15 protein-coding genes are annotated in these 18196 nt (G+C 28.3%); 12 read left to right on the top strand and 3 right to left on the bottom strand.

What is annotated here, in order from left to right; all coding sequences use genetic code 11:
* The 6 genes from Q0731_RS06045 (at position 1) to folE (ending at position 8006) form a co-directional block, all read left to right on the top strand.
* A complete protein-coding gene (locus Q0731_RS06045) occupies positions 1–1308 on the top strand; it encodes an MFS transporter (RefSeq protein ID WP_299061269.1) in 1308 nt (435 codons plus the stop codon).
* Positions 1309–1543: 235 nt separating this feature from the next.
* Positions 1544–3430 (top strand): VWA domain-containing protein, encoded by a 1887-nt coding sequence (locus tag Q0731_RS06040; protein ID WP_299061267.1) that lies wholly within the window; start codon positions 1544–1546, stop codon positions 3428–3430.
* Positions 3431–3535: 105 nt separating this feature from the next.
* On the top strand, positions 3536–4366 hold the full coding sequence (locus Q0731_RS06035) for a prohibitin family protein (RefSeq protein ID WP_299061263.1): 831 nt from the start codon (positions 3536–3538) through the stop codon (positions 4364–4366).
* Between the two features lie 392 nt (positions 4367–4758).
* Complete coding sequence (locus Q0731_RS06030; RefSeq protein WP_299061261.1) at positions 4759–5697, top strand: YihY/virulence factor BrkB family protein; 939 nt, start codon at positions 4759–4761, stop codon at positions 5695–5697.
* Between the two features lie 111 nt (positions 5698–5808).
* The gene (hisS, locus tag Q0731_RS06025) at positions 5809–7173 is read left to right on the top strand and encodes a histidine--tRNA ligase (protein ID WP_299061260.1); all 1365 of its coding nucleotides are present in this window, start codon (positions 5809–5811) and stop codon (positions 7171–7173) included.
* A 164-nt stretch (positions 7174–7337) separates the two neighbouring features.
* Positions 7338–8006, top strand: coding sequence for a GTP cyclohydrolase I FolE (gene folE, locus Q0731_RS06020; RefSeq protein ID WP_299061258.1), 669 nt, complete (start codon positions 7338–7340; stop codon positions 8004–8006).
* A gap of 103 nt (positions 8007–8109) precedes the next feature.
* Here the strand turns inward: folE and Q0731_RS06015 are convergent, their stop codons facing one another.
* A complete protein-coding gene (locus tag Q0731_RS06015; RefSeq protein ID WP_299061254.1) occupies positions 8110–8655 on the bottom strand; it encodes an acyl-CoA thioesterase in 546 nt (181 codons plus the stop codon).
* 254 nt (positions 8656–8909) lie between these two features.
* Here Q0731_RS06015 and Q0731_RS06010 point away from each other — a divergent pair, with 254 nt between their 5' ends.
* From Q0731_RS06010 to Q0731_RS05995, 4 genes are all read left to right on the top strand, one after another.
* A complete protein-coding gene (locus Q0731_RS06010) occupies positions 8910–9683 on the top strand; it encodes a choice-of-anchor V domain-containing protein (protein WP_299061252.1) in 774 nt (257 codons plus the stop codon).
* A 101-nt stretch (positions 9684–9784) separates the two neighbouring features.
* The gene (locus Q0731_RS06005) at positions 9785–10960 is read left to right on the top strand and encodes a GlmU family protein (RefSeq protein WP_299061250.1); all 1176 of its coding nucleotides are present in this window, start codon (positions 9785–9787) and stop codon (positions 10958–10960) included.
* Between the two features lie 678 nt (positions 10961–11638).
* Positions 11639–12241: a hypothetical protein gene (locus Q0731_RS06000; protein ID WP_299061249.1), complete on the top strand. Its 603-nt coding sequence runs from the start codon at positions 11639–11641 to the stop codon at positions 12239–12241.
* A 28-nt stretch (positions 12242–12269) separates the two neighbouring features.
* Positions 12270–12485 (top strand): hypothetical protein, encoded by a 216-nt coding sequence (locus Q0731_RS05995; RefSeq protein ID WP_299061246.1) that lies wholly within the window; start codon positions 12270–12272, stop codon positions 12483–12485.
* Between the two features lie 11 nt (positions 12486–12496).
* Here Q0731_RS05995 and priA read toward each other — a convergent pair whose 3' ends face one another.
* Complete coding sequence (gene priA, locus Q0731_RS05990) at positions 12497–14941, bottom strand: primosomal protein N' (protein ID WP_299061338.1); 2445 nt, start codon at positions 14939–14941, stop codon at positions 12497–12499.
* Positions 14942–15261: 320 nt separating this feature from the next.
* Here priA and Q0731_RS05985 point away from each other — a divergent pair, with 320 nt between their 5' ends.
* Both Q0731_RS05985 and Q0731_RS05980 read left to right on the top strand, forming a co-directional pair.
* On the top strand, positions 15262–15957 hold the full coding sequence (locus Q0731_RS05985; RefSeq protein WP_299061243.1) for a hypothetical protein: 696 nt from the start codon (positions 15262–15264) through the stop codon (positions 15955–15957).
* A gap of 184 nt (positions 15958–16141) precedes the next feature.
* Positions 16142–16762 carry a hypothetical protein gene (locus tag Q0731_RS05980; RefSeq protein ID WP_299061240.1) on the top strand — a complete coding sequence of 207 codons (621 nt, stop codon included), beginning with the start codon at positions 16142–16144 and terminating at the stop codon, positions 16760–16762.
* A 55-nt stretch (positions 16763–16817) separates the two neighbouring features.
* On the opposite strand, the gene rmuC is transcribed toward Q0731_RS05980, so the two are convergent.
* Entirely contained in the window at positions 16818–18161 is a 1344-nt protein-coding gene (rmuC, locus tag Q0731_RS05975; RefSeq protein ID WP_299061237.1) for a DNA recombination protein RmuC, read from the bottom strand.
* Positions 18162–18196 lie beyond the last annotated feature (35 nt).

The raw sequence follows: 18196 nt of genomic DNA, 5'->3' as shown, positions 1-18196 counted from the left end.
ATGAATCCAAATAAATTTTCTTTTATCAACCCAAAAAAATGGCCTTTTTTTTATGGTTATGTTGTTTTAATTATAGGTAGTATTGGTGTTTTATTTAGTATTCCTGGGCAAACAGTTGGGGTTTCTGTTTTTACGGATCCTGTAAAAGATGCGTTGGGTTTAACAAGAAATCAGTTTAGCAATGCCTATTTAATTGGTACTTTATTAAGTGCTTTTTTTGTAACAAAAGCTGGAGTTTTGTTTGATAAATTTGGAGCAAGATTTGTTGCTTTTTTTGCAGCTTTCTTTTTGGCAGTTGCCCTCATTATTTTTTCTTATGCAGCAGGAATTAGTGAAAATTTAAAAGCAGGATTACAAATTACCTCTTGGATGATTCCGTTTTTACTGCTTTGTGTCTTGTTCTTTTTAGTCCGTTTTTGCGGACAAGGAGTGTTAACAATGGCATCAAGAAATATGGTAATGATGTGGTTTGATAAAAACCGAGGAAAAGTAAACTCTATTAGTAGTATTGCTGTTTCATTAGGTTTTTCAAGTTCTCCAATTTTGTTTAATTATTTAATTGATGAAAATGGATGGGAGGTAAGTTGGCAAATTTTAGCTATGTGTTTGTTTATTTTTAGTTTTTTAATTCTTCAATTTTATAGAAACAAACCAGAAGATTTTGGTTTTATTCCTGATGGATATTTAGTTAAAGTAAAGAAAAAAATAAAAAAAGAAAATACTATTGAAGTCAATTTTACTTTAAAAGAAGCAAAAAATACAAGAGCATTTTGGATGTTTGGCTTGGCACTTGCTTTTAACAGCTTTTTTAGCACTGGCTTTACCTTTCATGTGGTTTCTATTTTTAAGGCTCAAGGGTATGACAAAACAACTGCAATTGCAGTTTTTTTACCTATTTCTATCATTGCAATTTCGGTTTCTACGTTGGCAAATATTTTAAGTGATTATGTTCAGCACAAAATATATCTTTTCATCATGCTTTTTAGTGGTGTTTTAGCGGCTGTTGGGCTTTTAATCTTAGACAATGCAATTGGAATTTATTTATTAGTAATTGGTTTAGGTATTTATAGCGGACTTTTTGCAGTTGTAAATGCAGTAACTTGGCCTCGTTATTTTGGTAGAGATTATTTAGGGGCAATTACAGGTAAAGTAATGAGCTTTTTAGTCATTGCAAGTGCTTTAGCACCAAGTTTGTTTAGTTATTGTTTTACAACTTTGGGGAGCTATCATTATATAAGCTATATTTTATTGCCTTTTCTATTATTTCTTTTAATGGGGTCTTTTACGCTTAAAAAACCTGAAAAATAGCATGAGTTGAAAAGTACTATTTAACCAAAATAGAAATACAATATAGTTTTAGTTTTTAAATAGTTCTTTATATCTTTCACGTAAAATAAATTCATTGCAAACCACTACTATTTTATATGTTATTCTTGCCCTGTTGTTGAGCATTTCAGTAGCTTTTTTTCAGTATTTTTATAAAACTAAGAATAAGAGTAAAGTAAATGTTTTACTTTTTTGTTTAAAAACACTGAGTCTTTTTTTGTTAATTTTACTACTAATAAACCCAGTAATTAAGAATAAAGAACTAAAAAACATAAAACCAGTGCTCTCTATTTTGGTTGATAACTCTAAATCTATTTCCTTTTTTAAAGAAGATAAAAATATTGAAGCTTTTGCAAATAAAATTAAAGAAGATAAAAGCATTAATGAAAAATTTGATGTTCATAACTTTACTTTTGGAAGCCAATTAAACGATTTAGATTCTCTTTCTTTTATGGAAGCTGAAACTAATATAAGTAAGTCTATTGTATCTGTAAATCAATTATATACAAATACTATTGCTCCTGTAATTTTATTAACAGATGGAAACCAAACAATTGGTAATGATTATGAGTTTGTAAACTCTAAACAAAAAATATATCCTATTGTTTTTGGGGATACAACTCAGTATAAAGATTTAAAAATAACGCAGTTAAATGTTAACAAGTATAGTTATATAAAAAATAAGTTTCCTGTAGAAGTGTTATTAAATTATGAAGGAAAAGAAACAGTTTCTTCTCAGTTTACAATTACTAAAAAAGGAAAAACTGTTTTTACAAAGAGAATTAATTTTTCTGAAACGGATAAATCCAAGACAATTACTACCAATTTAGTATCTACTAATGAAGGCTTACAGTATTATACAGCGTCAATTCGTAAATTACAAGGAGAGAAAAACATCAAAAATAACACCAAAAGCTTCTCTGTAGAAGTGATTGATGAACAAACAAAAGTGTTAATTCTAACCTCTGTTTTACATCCTGATTTAGGTGTGTTAAAAAAATCGATAGAAAGTAATAAACAACGTTCTGTATCTATTTTTAATATAGATAATTTTAAAATACAATTAAATGATTACCAGTTAGTTGTTTTATATCAACCAAACAATAAGTTTAATTCTGTTTTAAATCAAATTAAAACAAAAAATAGTAATTATTTTCTAATTTCTGGTGCAAATACAGACTGGAATTTTATCAACAAACAACAATTGGGAATTACAAAAAAGGCAATCAATCAAACAGAAAATTATGGAGCTACTTTTAATGCTTCATTTTTAACTTTTTTACAAAAGGATATTGGTTTTAATCAATTCCCTCCATTAAAAGATGTGTTTGGAGAAGTTGTTGTTTCTAAAGAATCTCAAACATTATTGTATCAAAATATAAAAGGTTTACAAACCAAGCAGCCTTTATTAGCTACTTTAGAGTCTAATGATCAGAAAATAGGAGTTCTATTTGGCGAAGGTTTGTGGAAATGGAGAGCAGCAAGTTTTTTAAGCAACAACTCTTTTGAAGATTTTGATGAATTTATGGGTAATTTTATTCAGTATTTGGCATCCAACAAAAAAAGAAGTCGTTTAGAATTGAATGCAGAGAGTATATATCCTGCAAATTCAACAATTGAAATATCAGCATTTTACACAGATAAAAATTATTTGTTTGATGCAAGAGCTTCTTTAGAAATTACAATTACTAATTCAGAAACAAAACAGCGTATAAAATTTCCATTTTCATTAGTTAACAATTCTTATCAAACTGAAATAGAAAACCTTACTTCTGGAGATTATAGTTACAGCGTTTCAGTGATTGGTCAAGATATTAAAAAACATGGAAAATTTAAAATAACAAAATCTCAAATAGAAGAGCAGTTTACCAATGCAGATGCTAAAAAACTTTTACAATTAGCTAACAAAACAGAAGGAAAATTGTTTTATAATAACGAGTTTAACCAACTAAAAAAATCACTTTTAGAAAATAAAGCGTTTTATACCCTACAGAAATCAACTGTAAAAGAGCAAAATTTAATCGATTGGAAATGGATTTTATGCATTGTAATCGCTTTATTGTCAGTAGAATGGTTTATCAGAAAATATTATGGTAAAATTTAATATCAATTCTGTAGAACCTTTTATATTTTACCAAATATTTAGGAAACTTCAATTGTGTTTCATAAACATAAATTGTAAATTTGAATAAACTTAAAACAAACAAAAATGGCGAGTAATCAAACAGAATTAAAACTTCCAAAAGGAGGAATGTTTTTTATCATTATAGCAGTAATATTAATTATTTTATTCTCTAAGTCTACAGTAACTATTGGACCTGGAGAAGGAGGAGTTATTTTTGAAACTTTAGGAGATGGTGTAAATACAGAAAAAACGTATGGAGAAGGTTTTCATATTGTTGCTCCTTGGAACAAGATGATTGTAAGAAAAGTACGTCAGCAATCTATTTCTGATGAAATGAATGTACTTTCTGTTAATGGATTAGAAGTTAAAGTAAATGGTACAATTTGGTATGAACCAGAGTTTATAAACTTAGGGAGTTTAATTAAAACAAAAGGTGAAGATTATGAACGTGAATTGCTAGATCCTGCAATTAATGCTGCTGCAAGAAGTGTGGTTGGACGTTACACACCAGAACAATTATACTCTAGTAAAAGAGATGTAATTGAGCAAGAAATTTTAGACGAAGTAACCAAGTTATTAGCAGGCCAATTTTTAACTGTAAAAAGAGTTTTGGTAGAAGATGTAAAACTACCACCAACAATTAAACAAGCTATTGAAAGAAAGTTAAAGCAAGAGCAAGAATCTTTAGAGTATGAATTTAGATTGGTAACTGCTAAAAAAGAAGCAGAAAAGGTTAGAATTGAAGCTCAAGGTAAAGCAGATGCTAATAAAATTTTAAGTGCTTCTTTAACAGATAAAATTTTACAAGATAAAGGTATAGAAGCAACTGTTAAATTATCTGAATCTTCTAATAGTAAGGTAATTGTAATTGGTTCAGGAGATTCTGGAATGCCAATAATTTTAGGAAATCAATAAGAATATTTGTATTATAATTTTAAAAATCCAGCTTTTGCTGGATTTTTTTTTGGTTTCTGATCTTGAATTGTAAAGAGTAGATTGATTCTTTGTAAGTGTCTTTGTACAATAAAAGTTGTAGATTAATTTGATAGATAAAAATCGAACGATGAAATTTTAAAGGAATTTTACAAGTAAGCAAAACCATTAATAAAGTTATATAACTCAAGTAAGTAGTTTAAATTTACCATGCTTTATTTGAGAAACTTAGAAATCCATTTCTTAATTTCATCTATTTTTGTGGCTTTGATTTTTTATATTTGTAGAAATATTAGAAGTTAAATTTTATAAAATATTCTTATCATAAAAATAGTTTTTCCTCTTTTTGGGATGTGTCTAAAAGACAAAATATAATGAGTAAAGAAATTGAAAATAAACTAGCAAAAATACCCATTGTAAACCTTTTGGTAAATTTTGGTCAGAGAATAAAAATTCCAGGTTTAGAGGGCATGTCTTTATATGATGTGCTAGAAATGTACATTTTAGGTATTGTTAGAGGAGCATTAACCACAAGAGCAGGAGGAATTGCATTCAGTTTTTTTATGGCAGTTTTTCCTTTTTTACTATTTATTTTAACCTTAATACCTTACATACCAATAGAGGGTTTTCAGCAAGGTTTATTTACATTTATTAAAGAAATTTTACCACCTCAAACTTTTGATGCTGTAAATACTGTTTTAGGTGATATTATTAACAATCAATATGGAGGCCTGCTTTCTTTTGGTTTTTTGTTATCCATTTTTTTAATGACAAATGGTGTCAATGCTATTTTTGGTGGTTTTGAACATTCCTACCATATTACAGATGTTAGAAACGTTTTTAGGGCATATTTTATTTCTTTAGGGGTTTCTTTATTAATGTCTTTCTTTTTAATTGTTACTATTACCACACTTATTTTATACCAAGTAGCATTATCTAAAATTGATGAAATAGGTTGGTTGAATACTGCTGATTTAAATTTATTTTACATTGGTAAAAATGTAGTTTCTTTAGTGATGATTTTTACCATAGTTTCTTTACTTTTTAGGTATGGAACCAAACAAGGTAAAGAAACAAAGTTTTTTTCTGCAGGTGCAGTTTTAACAACAGTAGTTACTTTGTGTACCTTTTATTTATTCGGAATTTATGTGGTTAAATTTGCACAATACAACCAATTATATGGTTCTATTGGTACACTTTTAATTTTGATGGTATTTGTGTGGTTAAACGCAATTATATTATTGCTAGGTTTTGAATTAAATGCTAGTTTGTATGCCTTAAGACAAAGAAATAAATTCAATACAAAATCCTAGATTTATAAGTTTTTCACGATATTTGCCGACGTAAAAAGCAATTATCATTTAACAATTATCAGTGTTCTGATGAATTGATAACTGATAAATGAACATTGATAACTGATTTATATGAAACCAAGCATTCCAAAAGGAACTAGAGATTTTTCGCCAATTGAAGTAGCAAATCGTACATACATAATAAACACGATTAAAACTGTTTTTGAAACTTATGGCTTTCAGCCGATTGAAACTCCGAGTTTTGAAAATTCATCTACCTTAATGGGTAAATATGGAGAAGAAGGAGATCGTTTGATTTTTAAGATTTTGAATTCTGGGGATTTTTTAAAAAAAGCAGATGAAAAATTATTATCAGAAAAGGAAAGCATAAAAGTAACTTCTCAAATCTCAGAAAAAGCATTACGTTACGACTTAACAGTGCCTTTTGCAAGGTATGTTGTACAACATCAAAATGATATTACTTTTCCTTTTAAAAGATATCAAGTGCAACCAGTTTGGAGAGCAGATCGTCCTCAAAAAGGACGTTTTAGAGAGTTTTTTCAATGTGATGCAGATGTTGTTGGAAGTAAGTCTTTATGGCAAGAAGTGGAGTTTATTCAGTTATACGATACTGTTTTTACCAAATTAGGTTTGGCAGGTACAACCATCAAAATAAACAATAGAAAAATATTATCTGGTATTGCAGAAGTAATTGGTGCACAAGATAAATTAATCGATTTTACAGTGGCTTTAGATAAGTTAGATAAAATTGGTAAAGAAGGCGTTGTTAAAGAAATGTTAGCCAAAGGAATTACAGCAAAAGCAATAGAAAAAGTGCAACCTTTGTTCAGTTTTAATGGTTCTAATTTAGAGAATTTAGCTTCTTTAGAAAGTATGTTAGCTTCATCAGAAGAAGGAATAAATGGAGTAAAAGAGTTGCGTTTTGTTATCAATAATATTACAGAACTAGGTTTAGAAACTGCTGCCTTAGAAGTAGATGTTACTCTTGCACGAGGCTTAAATTATTATACAGGGGCAATTTTTGAAGTTGCTGCACCAAAAGGTGTAAAAATTGGTTCTATTGGAGGTGGAGGAAGATATGACGATTTAACGGGAATTTTTGGTTTAAAAGATGTTTCTGGTGTTGGTATTTCTTTTGGATTGGATAGAATTTTTTTAGTTTTAGAAGAGTTAGGATTGTTTAAAGCAGTCAATTTACCAAAACCAAAAGTAATTTTCTTAAATTTTGATGCAACTACCGATAGTACAAAAATGAAAGCCTTGAAAGTTTTAAGAGAACATCATATTAAAAGTGAATTTTATCCTGATTTGGGTAAAAGTAATAAGGCACAAAAACGACAATGGAAATATGTTACGAATAGAAACATAGAATTTGTTGTTTCTAAAGTAAATGAAGATGTTTTTACTTTAAAAAATATGATTTCTGGAGAGCAATCAGATTGTTCTTTATCAGATTTGGTAGAAAAATTAAAATAGTCTTCGACAAGCTCAGACTGACAGGTGTAAAATTAATAGACATTCAGAATGTCACACTGAGCCTGTCGAAGTGTAAGTTTATCGAAGCATAATTATAATAATACGTTGCAAACACGTAAATTTGCACTTTAATTAAGATTGAAATGTTTGAATTGAGCAGCAAAATGAATGACGAAAGAATTGAAGAGTTAGGAGAAGATCACATTGGCACATCTGCCATAACGCCATTAAGAGCAGATGCTTTTGATATTTCTAACGAAGAAAAAATTGCAAGAATCCAAGAAAGTGTAAAAGATATTTTAATCACTTTAGGAATGGATTTAACAGACGACAGTTTACAAGGAACTCCTAAAAGAGTTGCAAAATCTTTTGTAAATGAAATATTTATGGGGTTAGATCCTAAAAATATGCCAAAGGCGTCTACTTTTGACAATAATTACAATTATGGTGAAATGTTGGTAGAAAAAAACATTGTTGTTTATTCTACTTGCGAGCATCATTTATTACCAATTATTGGTAGAGCTCATGTTGCTTATATTTCTGATGGAAAAGTAATTGGGTTGTCTAAAATGAACAGAATTGTAGAGTATTTTTCTAAAAGACCACAAGTGCAAGAACGTTTAACCATGCAAGTTGTACAAGCAATGCAAGAAGCTTTAGGAGTACAAGATGTTGCTTGTGTTATTGATGCAAAACATTTGTGTGTAAACTCTAGAGGTATTAAAGATATTGAAAGCTCTACTGTAACTGCAGAATTTGGAGGTAAATTTAAAGAAAGAGATACCAAAAGAGAGTTTTTAGATTATCTAAAAATGGATACTGATTTTGATTGATTTACGATAGTTTATCAAAATATATTATAAAGCAATTGCCTCCAAAAAGTTTGAAACTTGTTGGAGGCAATTATATTTTTACTGAATAATGTTTTAAGAAAATTTATTTCAAATCAATTTTAGAATTGCTATTTTCAAGTAAATCTAAATAATCTTCCGTTTTAAAAACTTTACTACTAAATCTAGAAATTCTATTTTTACCTTCACTTTGTCTTGTAATGCTTCTTGCAAAACGTCTTACTTGGTCTTTACAAGTTAAAATAATTCCTGGTACAGCAGCACCATTACCATCTTCATCTTTTGCTACCATTGTAAAATAAGAAGAATTACAATGTTTTATTTCTCCAGATCTAATATTTTCAGAGGTTACTCTTAAACCAACAACCATAGAAGTTCTTCCTGTAAAGTTAATAGATGCTTTCATGGTTACTAGTTCACCAACTTCAATAGGGTTTAAAAAATCGACTTTATTTACAGACGCAGTTACACAATAATGCCCAGAATGTTTAGAGGCACAAGCAAACGCAATTTGATCCATCAAATTTAAAATATAGCCTCCATGAATTTTACCACTAAAATTAGAGTTTACAGGCTTCATTAACTCCATAATTTTTACTTGTGATTCTTCTATGTGTTTAAATTTTTTCATTCTATTTTTTATTGATCTCTTTTAAATAAGAGTTTTTTATGTTTTTTAACCTTAATTTTTACCTTTTAAAGCCGTTTTTTTCCTCTTTACAGTGTTTTTCTTTCTCAAAAGCGAAATTATAATTTTATTTGGTGAATCAAATCATAAAAGAACATTATATTGTTGTGTATTTAATTAAGAAAAATAAACAACTATTTTTGTGATCATTTTCTATTTTATTCGTCTATAATTACTAACAAATTTAATTTATCATTATGAAAAAACACTACTTTTTAAAATTTGTATTATTATGTATCCCAATTTCAGCTTTTTTATTAATGTCTAGCTCTGGAGGTAGATCAGATGGAAGATCTGGTTCTCCAGGAGATGGAGGTAATACTTGTGCAGCTTGTCATTCTGGGGGTAATTTTAATGCTTCTGCTACAATTACATCAAATATACCTGCTACTGGATATTTGTTAAACACAGACTATACAATTAGTGTAAACACAACCTCTTCTTCTTCATCACATGGTTTTCAGCTGTCAGCAGAAAATAGCTCTAATACAAAAATAGGGACATTTACAGCAGGTAGTGGCTCAAGAGTATCAGGTAATACAATTACACATTCCTCTCCATCAAGTTCTGGAAATTGGACTTTTACTTGGAAATCACCAGCTACAGATTTAGGTAACGTTACTTTTTATACAGCTGTAAATGCTGCAAATGGAAACGGTCGTGCCTTTGATGATTCAGATCAAACAGTAACAGCAACTTCATCTTCATCTTCTTTAAGCACTTCAGAGGCTAGAAAATTAGATTTTGATACGTTTCCAAATCCTGCAACAAATCAAGTAACTATTCAATTGCCTTTTGGTTCTGAAAAAGCAACCGTTCAATTTTATGATTATATTGGAAGATTGGCTTTGACAAAAACAATTTCTTCAGCAAATGAAAAAATTAATATAGAAAACTTAAGCACTGGTGTTTATATTCTAAAAGTAATTGCTGATGATAAAATTGGAAGTCAAAAGTTTCTAAAACAATAATAGAAATCAACAATAAATAAAAAAAACCGATTGTAAATTTTACAATCGGTTTTTTTTGTGCCTATTTTAAAGTAGATTTGCCATACTACTAAAAAGAAAAAATGAATTATATTTTATTTGATGGTGATGTTAGAAAATCACTACTGCCTTTTACCTATACAAGACCAGTTGCAGATATTAGAATTGGTATTTTAACCATTAGAGAAAAGTGGGAAAAACGTTTAGGCCTCACAACTACCACAATTACAGAGGAGTATTTGGAAGAAAAATATCCGATGGTAGAAATGGAGCAAAATATTTTAATCAATGCTTCTTTTTGTCCGACTAAAAATTTGGTTGAAAAAGTAAAGAATTTATCAGAAAATGAAGCTATTTTTAAAGGTGATGATGTAATTGCTTTTTATACAAAAGACTCTCAAGAAGAAGTAAATTTTGATGCTTACAAACAAATAGAATTTGAAGAAGAGTTAATACAAGTAAAAAATACTTGGGATATTTTCTCTTTAAACTATCAAGCAATTCAGCAAGATTTTGATATACTTACAGAAGGTAGAACATCACAACCAATCCCTGAAGGAACAAGATACATCAATAAAGAAAATATATTTATAGAAGAAGGAGCAGAAATTACTTTTGCAACTCTAAATGCTTCATCTGGCCCAATTTATATTGGTAGAGATGCTGTTGTTTTAGAAAATTCTGCAGTAAAAGGCCCATTTGCAATGTGTGATCATGCTGTTTTAAAAATGGGGGCAAAAATATACGGAGGTACAACTTTAGGCCCTTATTGTAAGGTAGGAGGAGAGGTTAGTAATGCTGTTTTATTTGGGTATTCTAGCAAAGGACATGATGGTTATTTAGGGAATTCTGTTTTAGGAGAATGGTGTAATTTAGGTGCAGACACTAACAACTCTAACTTAAAAAATAATTATGCCGAAGTTAAACTTTGGGATTATGAAACTGGTCGTTTTGCAAAAACAGGTTTGCAATTTTGTGGTTTAATGATGGGTGATCACTCTAAATGTGGTATAAATACTATGTTTAATACAGGAACTGTAGTAGGGGTTAGTGCAAATATTTTTGGAAGCGGTTTTCCAAGAAATTTTGTTCCTTCTTTTAGTTGGGGAGGTGCATCAGGTTTTACAGAGTATAAAACCAATAAGGTTTTTGAAGTTGCAGAAGTGGTAATGAAACGTAGAGATATTGTTTTTGATGAAAAAGATCAAAAAATTCTAGAGCACGTTTTTGAAGAAACCAAACAGTATCGAAACTATTAATTTAGTCTCAGTTTTCAGTTGCAGTAAACAGGCCAGTTTTGTATTGTAAACTGAAACTGAATACTGTCAACTAATCTAATACGCATCTACATCAATAATAAACCTGATTCGTCTATAACCTTTAACAGCTTCAAAAGTAATTTTAATTTTTTAAAGTTGTTTTTTAGTATTTGCTAAACTTTGTTTTGGTGTGATTTTTATAAATAGATAATAAAGAGCAAGCATATTATATTGCCAATGTTTAAAAAACGATTTTTTTGAGAATTTTATTTTAAGAGTTGCGCAAAGTATATTTTAAACTATTTTAACAAAAAAAAATGCTAAAAATGAAAAAATATCTAATATTTACGATAGTTTTAATTACCTATTTTAATTACCTATTTTAATTCTCATGCACAATCTTCATTTGAAAAAGGATACTTTATAAAAAATTCTGGAGAAAAAATAGAATGTCTTATAAAAAATCTAGATTTACTCAATAACCCTAAGAGTTTTACATATAAATTATCTTCAGACGGTGAAAAAATTAAAGCTACAATAGATGATGTAAAAGTTTTTGAAATATATAATATTTCTAAATATGAAAGGCATTCTGTAAAAATTGATAGATCTAGTGAAATAATAGATGAAATTAGTACTACAAGAAAAGTTAAATTTAACGAAGAACGTTTATTTTTAATGGTATTAATAGAAGGAGAAGCTAGTTTATACCAATATTCTGAATCTAATTTTTTACGATTTTTTTACAAAAAAAATACTTCTGAGGTTAAACAATTAGTTTTTAAAAGTTTTACAACTGGGTTTAGTTCAACTATAAAGAAAAATGAATACTATAAACAACAATTGTTAATTAATTTAAACTGTGAAAAAATAAAAGCAGGAAAACTGAAAAGTTTAAAATATCGTAAGTCAGATTTAGTAGATATATTTACACTATACAATACCTGTGCTAAATCTAAAATGATAAACTATTCTTTAAAAAATTCTAAAAAATCTAAAAGTATATTCAAATTAAATATTAAGTCTGGTGTTAATTTTTCTTCATTTTTTTTAGGAAATGATATTGCAATTAGAAATCTAAGTTTTGAAAATAAACAACCTCTAAGGTTTGGTTTCGAATTAGAATATTTATTTCCATTTAACAATAATAAATGGGGTTTAATAATAGAACCCACATACAATTCTCCTTATAAAGATTCTAAAGAAGATACTATTGCTAGAGAAACTACAATCGAATATTCCTCGATAGAAATACCTTTGGGTTTATTTTTATTTAAATAAAAATTCAAGTTTATTTATTAACACATCTTTGGTTTTTGATATTCCTTTAAACTCTAAGGTAACTGGAGAAAATAATTATGATATTAGCACTGTATTAAATTACAGTCTTGGTATTGGTTATAAATATAAAGATAAAATTAGTTTAGAAATTAGAACGTTTACTAATAGAGATCTTCTTGGGTATTCTGCTAGAGTTGGAGATTTTCAATCTTCTTCTTTAATACTTGGTTATACTATTTTTTAGAAGCTAAATTTTTAATATGCATCCACATCAACAATAAACCTGATTGGTCTAAAATCTTTCACAGCTTCAAACGTATTTCTAATTTTAGTTACTTGATTTTTTGTATTTGCTAAACTCTGTTTTGGTGGAATTTTAATCACAATATTCTTAATATATTGATTCCGAATTCTAGAAACTGCAGGAGCAGTTGGTCCTAAAACGTTTTCTCCAAAAGAGTTATACAATGCTTTAAATAACCAATTTACACCAGTATCTACTTTTGTATAATCTCTATGTTTTAGGGTAATTTTTATCAATCTATAATAAGGAGGATATTTATATTGCCAACGTTCTTGCAATTGTTCTTTATACATTTCTATATAATTAGTAGTAGACACTTGTTGCAATATTTGATGGTAAGGATTGTAAGTTTGTATGGCTACATTACCTTGTTTTTTACTTCTACCAGCTCTACCAGAAACTTGTACCATCATATCATAAGCACGTTCATGGGCTCTAAAATCTGGGTAGTTTAACATAGAATCTGCACTTAAAACGCCTACTAAAGATACATTTTCAAAATCTAATCCTTTAGATAGCATTTGTGTACCTACCAAAATATCTATTTCTTTGGCTTCAAAAGCAACAATTATTTTCTGATACCCAAATTTTCCACGAGTCGTATCTAAATCCATTCTCCCGATGTTAAAATCTGGAAAGAGTTCTTTTAATTCTAACTCAATTTTTTCGGTTCCAAAACCTTTATTGTCTAAAGTATTGCTGCCACAAGCTCCACAACTATTTGGCATTGCACGTTGATAATTACAATAATGACAGCGTAATTCATACCTGAATTTATGGAATGTTAAACTGACATCACAATTAGGACATTGAGGCGATACTCCACAAGTTTTACACTCTACAACTGGCGAAAATCCACGTCTGTTTTGGAATAAAATTACTTGCTCTTTTAAATCTAAAGCTTCTTGAATCAATTTTAACAATCGATCAGAAAAATGACCTTTCATTTCCTTTTTTCGTTGTTTTTCTTTTACATCAATCAATTCAATTTTAGGCAATTGTACATTTCCATGACGCCTATTTAAAGCAACAAAACCATATTTTTTTTGTTGTGCATTAAAAAAACTCTCTAAAGATGGTGTAGCAGAACCTAATAAAATTTTTGCACTGTGTAATTTTGATAAAACAATAGCAGCATCACGTGCATTGTATCTTGGAGAAGGTTCAAATTGTTTGTAAGAAGTTTCGTGTTCTTCATCAACAACAATCAAACCTAAGTTAGAAAAAGGTAAAAATATACAAGAACGAGCCCCTAAAATAATTCTTGCTTTTGGTTTGTTTTCTAAGATGTTATTCCAAACTTCTACACGTTCATTCATAGAATATTTAGAGTGAAAAACAGAAATTTGTTCGCCAAAATAAAACTGTAAACGAGTAATAATTTGGGTAGTTAAAGCAATTTCTGGTAACAAGAATAATACTTGTTTACCAGCGTCTAAAACTTCTTGAATTAACTTTGTATACACTTCTGTTTTACCAGAACTTGTAATTCCGTGTAAAAGTGTTACGTCTTTTTCTTTAAAAGTTTCTTTAATTTCAGCAAGTGCTTTTTCTTGAAATTCATTCAGTACTTTTAAATCATTGGTGTCTCCTTTAAATTGAACCCTATCAGTTTGAATATGATAAAATTCAAAGATGTTTTTAGTTACCAAAGATTTTAAGATAGAAGAAGAAACAGCTGCTTTTTCTTCTAAATCTTTTGCTTTTATTGGTTTTTTAGTAGATAATAATTGAAAAAACGCTAAAACAGCTTCTCGTTGTTTTTTTGCTCTAGAGAGTTCTTCTAAAAGAGCATTTAAAGAATCGTCTGAAGAATAATTTGCATGTAAACGAACATATTTTACCAATTTTGGTTTGTATTGTTCGTAAATTTCTTCTTTAATAGTAATTGCTTCTTTTTTAATCAAAGCATTTACAATAGGCATTACTTTTTTCTTCCCTAAAATATCAGAAACCTGATGAATTGTTAACTGAGATTGATGTTGTAAGGCTTCAAAAATTAAAAATTCATCATCAGCAAGAATAGATTCGTCTGTAAAGCTTTCATTTTTATTAATAATAGTTTCGCTTTCTAATAAAAAAGCAGAGGGTAAAGCAGCTCTATAAACATCACCCAAAGAACACATATAATAACTAGCAATCCATTGCCAATGTTTTAATTGTAGTTCGTTAACCAAAGGAATTTCATCTAAAATTTGATGAATATCTTTGGCTTCATACAACGTTGGTTTTGTTTGATGAATATTTAAAACCAACGCAGAATACATTTTAGATTTCCCAAAAGAAACAGCAACTCGCATTCCTTTTTGTAGAAAATTGGCTTCATCTTCAGTAATAGAATACGTAAATGTTTTCTGAATAGGAATGGGTAATATGACGTCTATAAAGTGAATAATAAATTAATTTTTAATTGAAATCAAAACTACATAAAAACCTGTAAATCTTCATTAGAAAATTAGAAACAATGTCTTTTAAATGCTTTAGAATAATAGTACTATATTTAGTGATACGTAAAAACTAAATATCTTTAATTATTGAATATGAAAAAACAGCTCACAATTTTATTTTTTGTAGCATCATTATTTACAATTACACAGTGTAAACAAGCTTCTAAAAGTCCTGAAAATACAAAGACTCTTAAAACTACTAAAACTTCAGGAATTCCTTTGAAAATTTAAAAACTCAATTAGCAGCCAATACACAACACAGTAGTACTGTGATTTTAGAAAATGAAATTAAAGGAATTCATGTAGATCATGTTGCTGTTACAGGAGAAAAAGGATTAGAAGATTCTTTTAGTGATGATTACAAAACAATTTTCTTATTTGTAAAAGGTAAAGGAAATGTAGTTGCTGCAGATTCAATTTATGAAATTGTACCTGAAACAATTTTATTACCTCAATCTCTTAAAAATATAACGATTAATGCAGCAAAAAATGATACGTTACATTATTTAAGAATTAAGAGTTTATTAACTGCTCAAGATAAATTAGATTTAGAAGTCTTTTTAGACGAACGTACTCAAAATGTGTACTATGCAAAGTTTACAGATTGTAAATCTTATACAGAGCCAATTAAGAGCCCAAATACTGTAAGTAGAACAATTTTACCTAACAAATATATACCAAGAATTGCTATGGGAACTGTGCAAACAACAGGACCAGATAGAGTTGGTTTTCATGAACACCCAATGTTAGAACAGTTGTTTTTAGGTTTGTCTAATAATAATACAATTGTATATGCAGATAAAGATCAAATAGATTTTCCAGAGTTTTCTGTACTTCATATTCCTTTAGGTTCGAGTCATTCTGTTTCTGTAGATAAAGGAAAAGTGATGTATTATGTTTGGATGGACTTTTTTAGAGATGCAAAAGGAGAAGAATGGTTAAAAACCCATAATACAGATGAATAATTAAGTTTTTTTTAAAGAAACTTAAAAACGCTAACTATTTAACTTGTTAAAGTTTTTTTAGAAAAGAGAATTGTTATAAAATGTTTATAAATGAAATTGAATTTTATAAAGTGAAATACTGTTTTATTGTATTTTAGCATTAATCATAAATATTTTATCGTTATAACTAACTAAAAACCAAAAGATGAAACAAAAATTAACTATTTTAATTGCACTTTTTTTTACTTTTAATGCATTATATTCTCAAAATAATTCAAGTACTAAAATTCCAAAAGGATTAGCCGCTTTAAGTTTTGTTGCAGCAGATGCTGATAGAAAAGCAATATCAAAAGAAATAAGTCAGTTTAGATCTAAAGAGTACATTGTAAAATACCTAATTAAGCAAACAGCAGGAAAAGAAGTAAAATTTGAAACAGAAAATTTAGCAGCAGATGATGATGCTGGTTTAATTTCTACAGCTTTTAATTGTAATGCAGTAAAAGAAAAAGGATTGCTTTTGGCTTTTTTTGGAAATAATAGAAATGAATCTGGAGTAATAGGTACAGCTTATGGATTTAGATATATTCCATTAGATACAGCAAAAGAATTGTTGAATAAAATTGAAAAAATAAAAGAAACGCATAACAAGTATATATCTTCTGCAAGTGAGGTAAATAATGTTTATTTAGAATTTGAAGATATCAAATTTATTATTTATAAAGACGGAGGTACAAAAGTACGAACACTTTGGAATGGTTTTGAAGTAATTTGGGAAAGAAATACTTTTGATCGTACCAAAAGAAGGTTAGAAAAATGGTTTGAATAAATTATATTATAAATTAAAAAAAGCTTCTAATAAAGAAGCTTTTTTTTTTGATGTTTTATGAGTTGTCATTAGCTTTATTAATTATATTTTCTGGAATTGCTTTTTTTGCTTTTGCCCCCATTTTCTTCAATTTTTCAACACTCGTAATTAGGTTTCCTCTGCCGTCAAAAAGCTTGTTCATAGCATTAGAATATTCTTTTTTACTATCGTCAATTCTTTTACCAATACCAATTAAATCTCCTAAAAGCCCTTGAAACTTATCATACAAAGCACCTGCTTGTCTGGCAATTTCTATAGCATTTTTTTGTTGTTTTTCATTATTCCACATAGAATCTATGGTTCTTAAAGTAGCCAATAGAGTAGTAGGAGTAACAATAACAATATTTTTTTCAAAGGCTTTGTTATATAAATTGGTATCAGTATTAATAGCAACTGCAAATGCAGGTTCTATAGGTATAAATAAGAGAACAAAATCTGGCGATTGAATTCTATAAATATCTTCGTATTTTTTTTCACTTAACTGTTCTACATGTCTTGTAAGTGATGCTATATGATCTTTTAAAAATTGCCCTTTTAAAGTTTCATCTTCCTCGTTTACAAATTGTTCATAGGCAGTTAGTGATACTTTAGAATCGACAATCATTTTTTTATTATCTGGTAAATGAATCACAACATCTGGCAATACTCTTTTACCATCATCGTTTGTAAAGCTTTGTTGTACAAAGTATTCTCTATCTTTTTCTAAACCAGATTTTTCTAAAACACGTTCTAAAACTAATTCGCCCCAGTTTCCTTGCATTTTATTATCGCCTTTTAAAGCTTTGGTAAGGTTTAAAGTTTCTTTACTCATTTGTTGGTTTAGCTCTCTTAAACCTAAAATTTGCTGGCGTAAAGCAGCATGATAATCGATACTTTCTTTGTGAGTTTTGTCTACTTTGTCTTCAAAACCTTTAATTTTTTCTTGTAGAGGATTTAAAATTATTTTTAAGTTTTCTTTATTTTGGATGGTAAATTTATTCGATTTTTCTTCAAGTATTTTGTTAGCCAATACTTCAAAATCATTCGTAAATTTTTCTTGTAATTTTTCTACTTCCTTTTTATTAGTTTCTAATTTTTCTTTTGTGTTTTTAAACTCGGTTTCTAAACGTATTTTATCAGAAATTAAATTTTCTTTTTCTTTTTGAATAAATTTTAATTCACTTTGTAAATCATCTACTTTACTATCTGCTTTTTTAACGGTTTCATTTAGTTTAGAAATTTCAAATTCTAAAGTATTTTTTTCTTTTTCTGAGGTGCTTTTTTCTTTCTGATAATTTAGTTTTCCTAGAAGTTTTCCAATAAAAAAACCTATAATGCTAAAAAACAGTGCTATTAAGAAGTAAATAATTAATTGGTTCATTATGTCAGTTTAAGTTCATAAATTTATCACTTTAA

The organism is uncultured Polaribacter sp., from assembly GCF_947497695.1.
Classification (GTDB): Bacteria; Bacteroidota; Bacteroidia; order Flavobacteriales; family Flavobacteriaceae; genus Polaribacter.
This window is presented reverse-complemented; position numbering and strand designations above follow the sequence as displayed.

Bases quoted from the DNA above. Each gene is read 5' to 3' on its own strand.
- Q0731_RS06045 (WP_299061269.1), top strand. From the start codon at position 1: ATGAATCCAAATAAATTTTCTTTTATCAACCCAAAAAAATGGCCTTTT.
- Q0731_RS06035 (WP_299061263.1), top strand. From the start codon at position 3,536: ATGGCGAGTAATCAAACAGAATTAAAACTTCCAAAAGGAGGAATGTTT.
- Q0731_RS06030 (WP_299061261.1), top strand. From the start codon at position 4,759: ATGAGTAAAGAAATTGAAAATAAACTAGCAAAAATACCCATTGTAAAC.
- hisS (WP_299061260.1), top strand. From the start codon at position 5,809: ATGAAACCAAGCATTCCAAAAGGAACTAGAGATTTTTCGCCAATTGAA.
- folE (WP_299061258.1), top strand. From the start codon at position 7,338: ATGAATGACGAAAGAATTGAAGAGTTAGGAGAAGATCACATTGGCACA.
- Q0731_RS06015 (WP_299061254.1), bottom strand. From the start codon at position 8,655: ATGAAAAAATTTAAACACATAGAAGAATCACAAGTAAAAATTATGGAG.
- Q0731_RS06010 (WP_299061252.1), top strand. From the start codon at position 8,910: ATGAAAAAACACTACTTTTTAAAATTTGTATTATTATGTATCCCAATT.
- Q0731_RS06005 (WP_299061250.1), top strand. From the start codon at position 9,785: ATGAATTATATTTTATTTGATGGTGATGTTAGAAAATCACTACTGCCT.
- Q0731_RS06000 (WP_299061249.1), top strand. From the start codon at position 11,639: ATGGTATTAATAGAAGGAGAAGCTAGTTTATACCAATATTCTGAATCT.
- Q0731_RS05980 (WP_299061240.1), top strand. From the start codon at position 16,142: ATGAAACAAAAATTAACTATTTTAATTGCACTTTTTTTTACTTTTAAT.
- rmuC (WP_299061237.1), bottom strand. From the start codon at position 18,161: ATGAACCAATTAATTATTTACTTCTTAATAGCACTGTTTTTTAGCATT.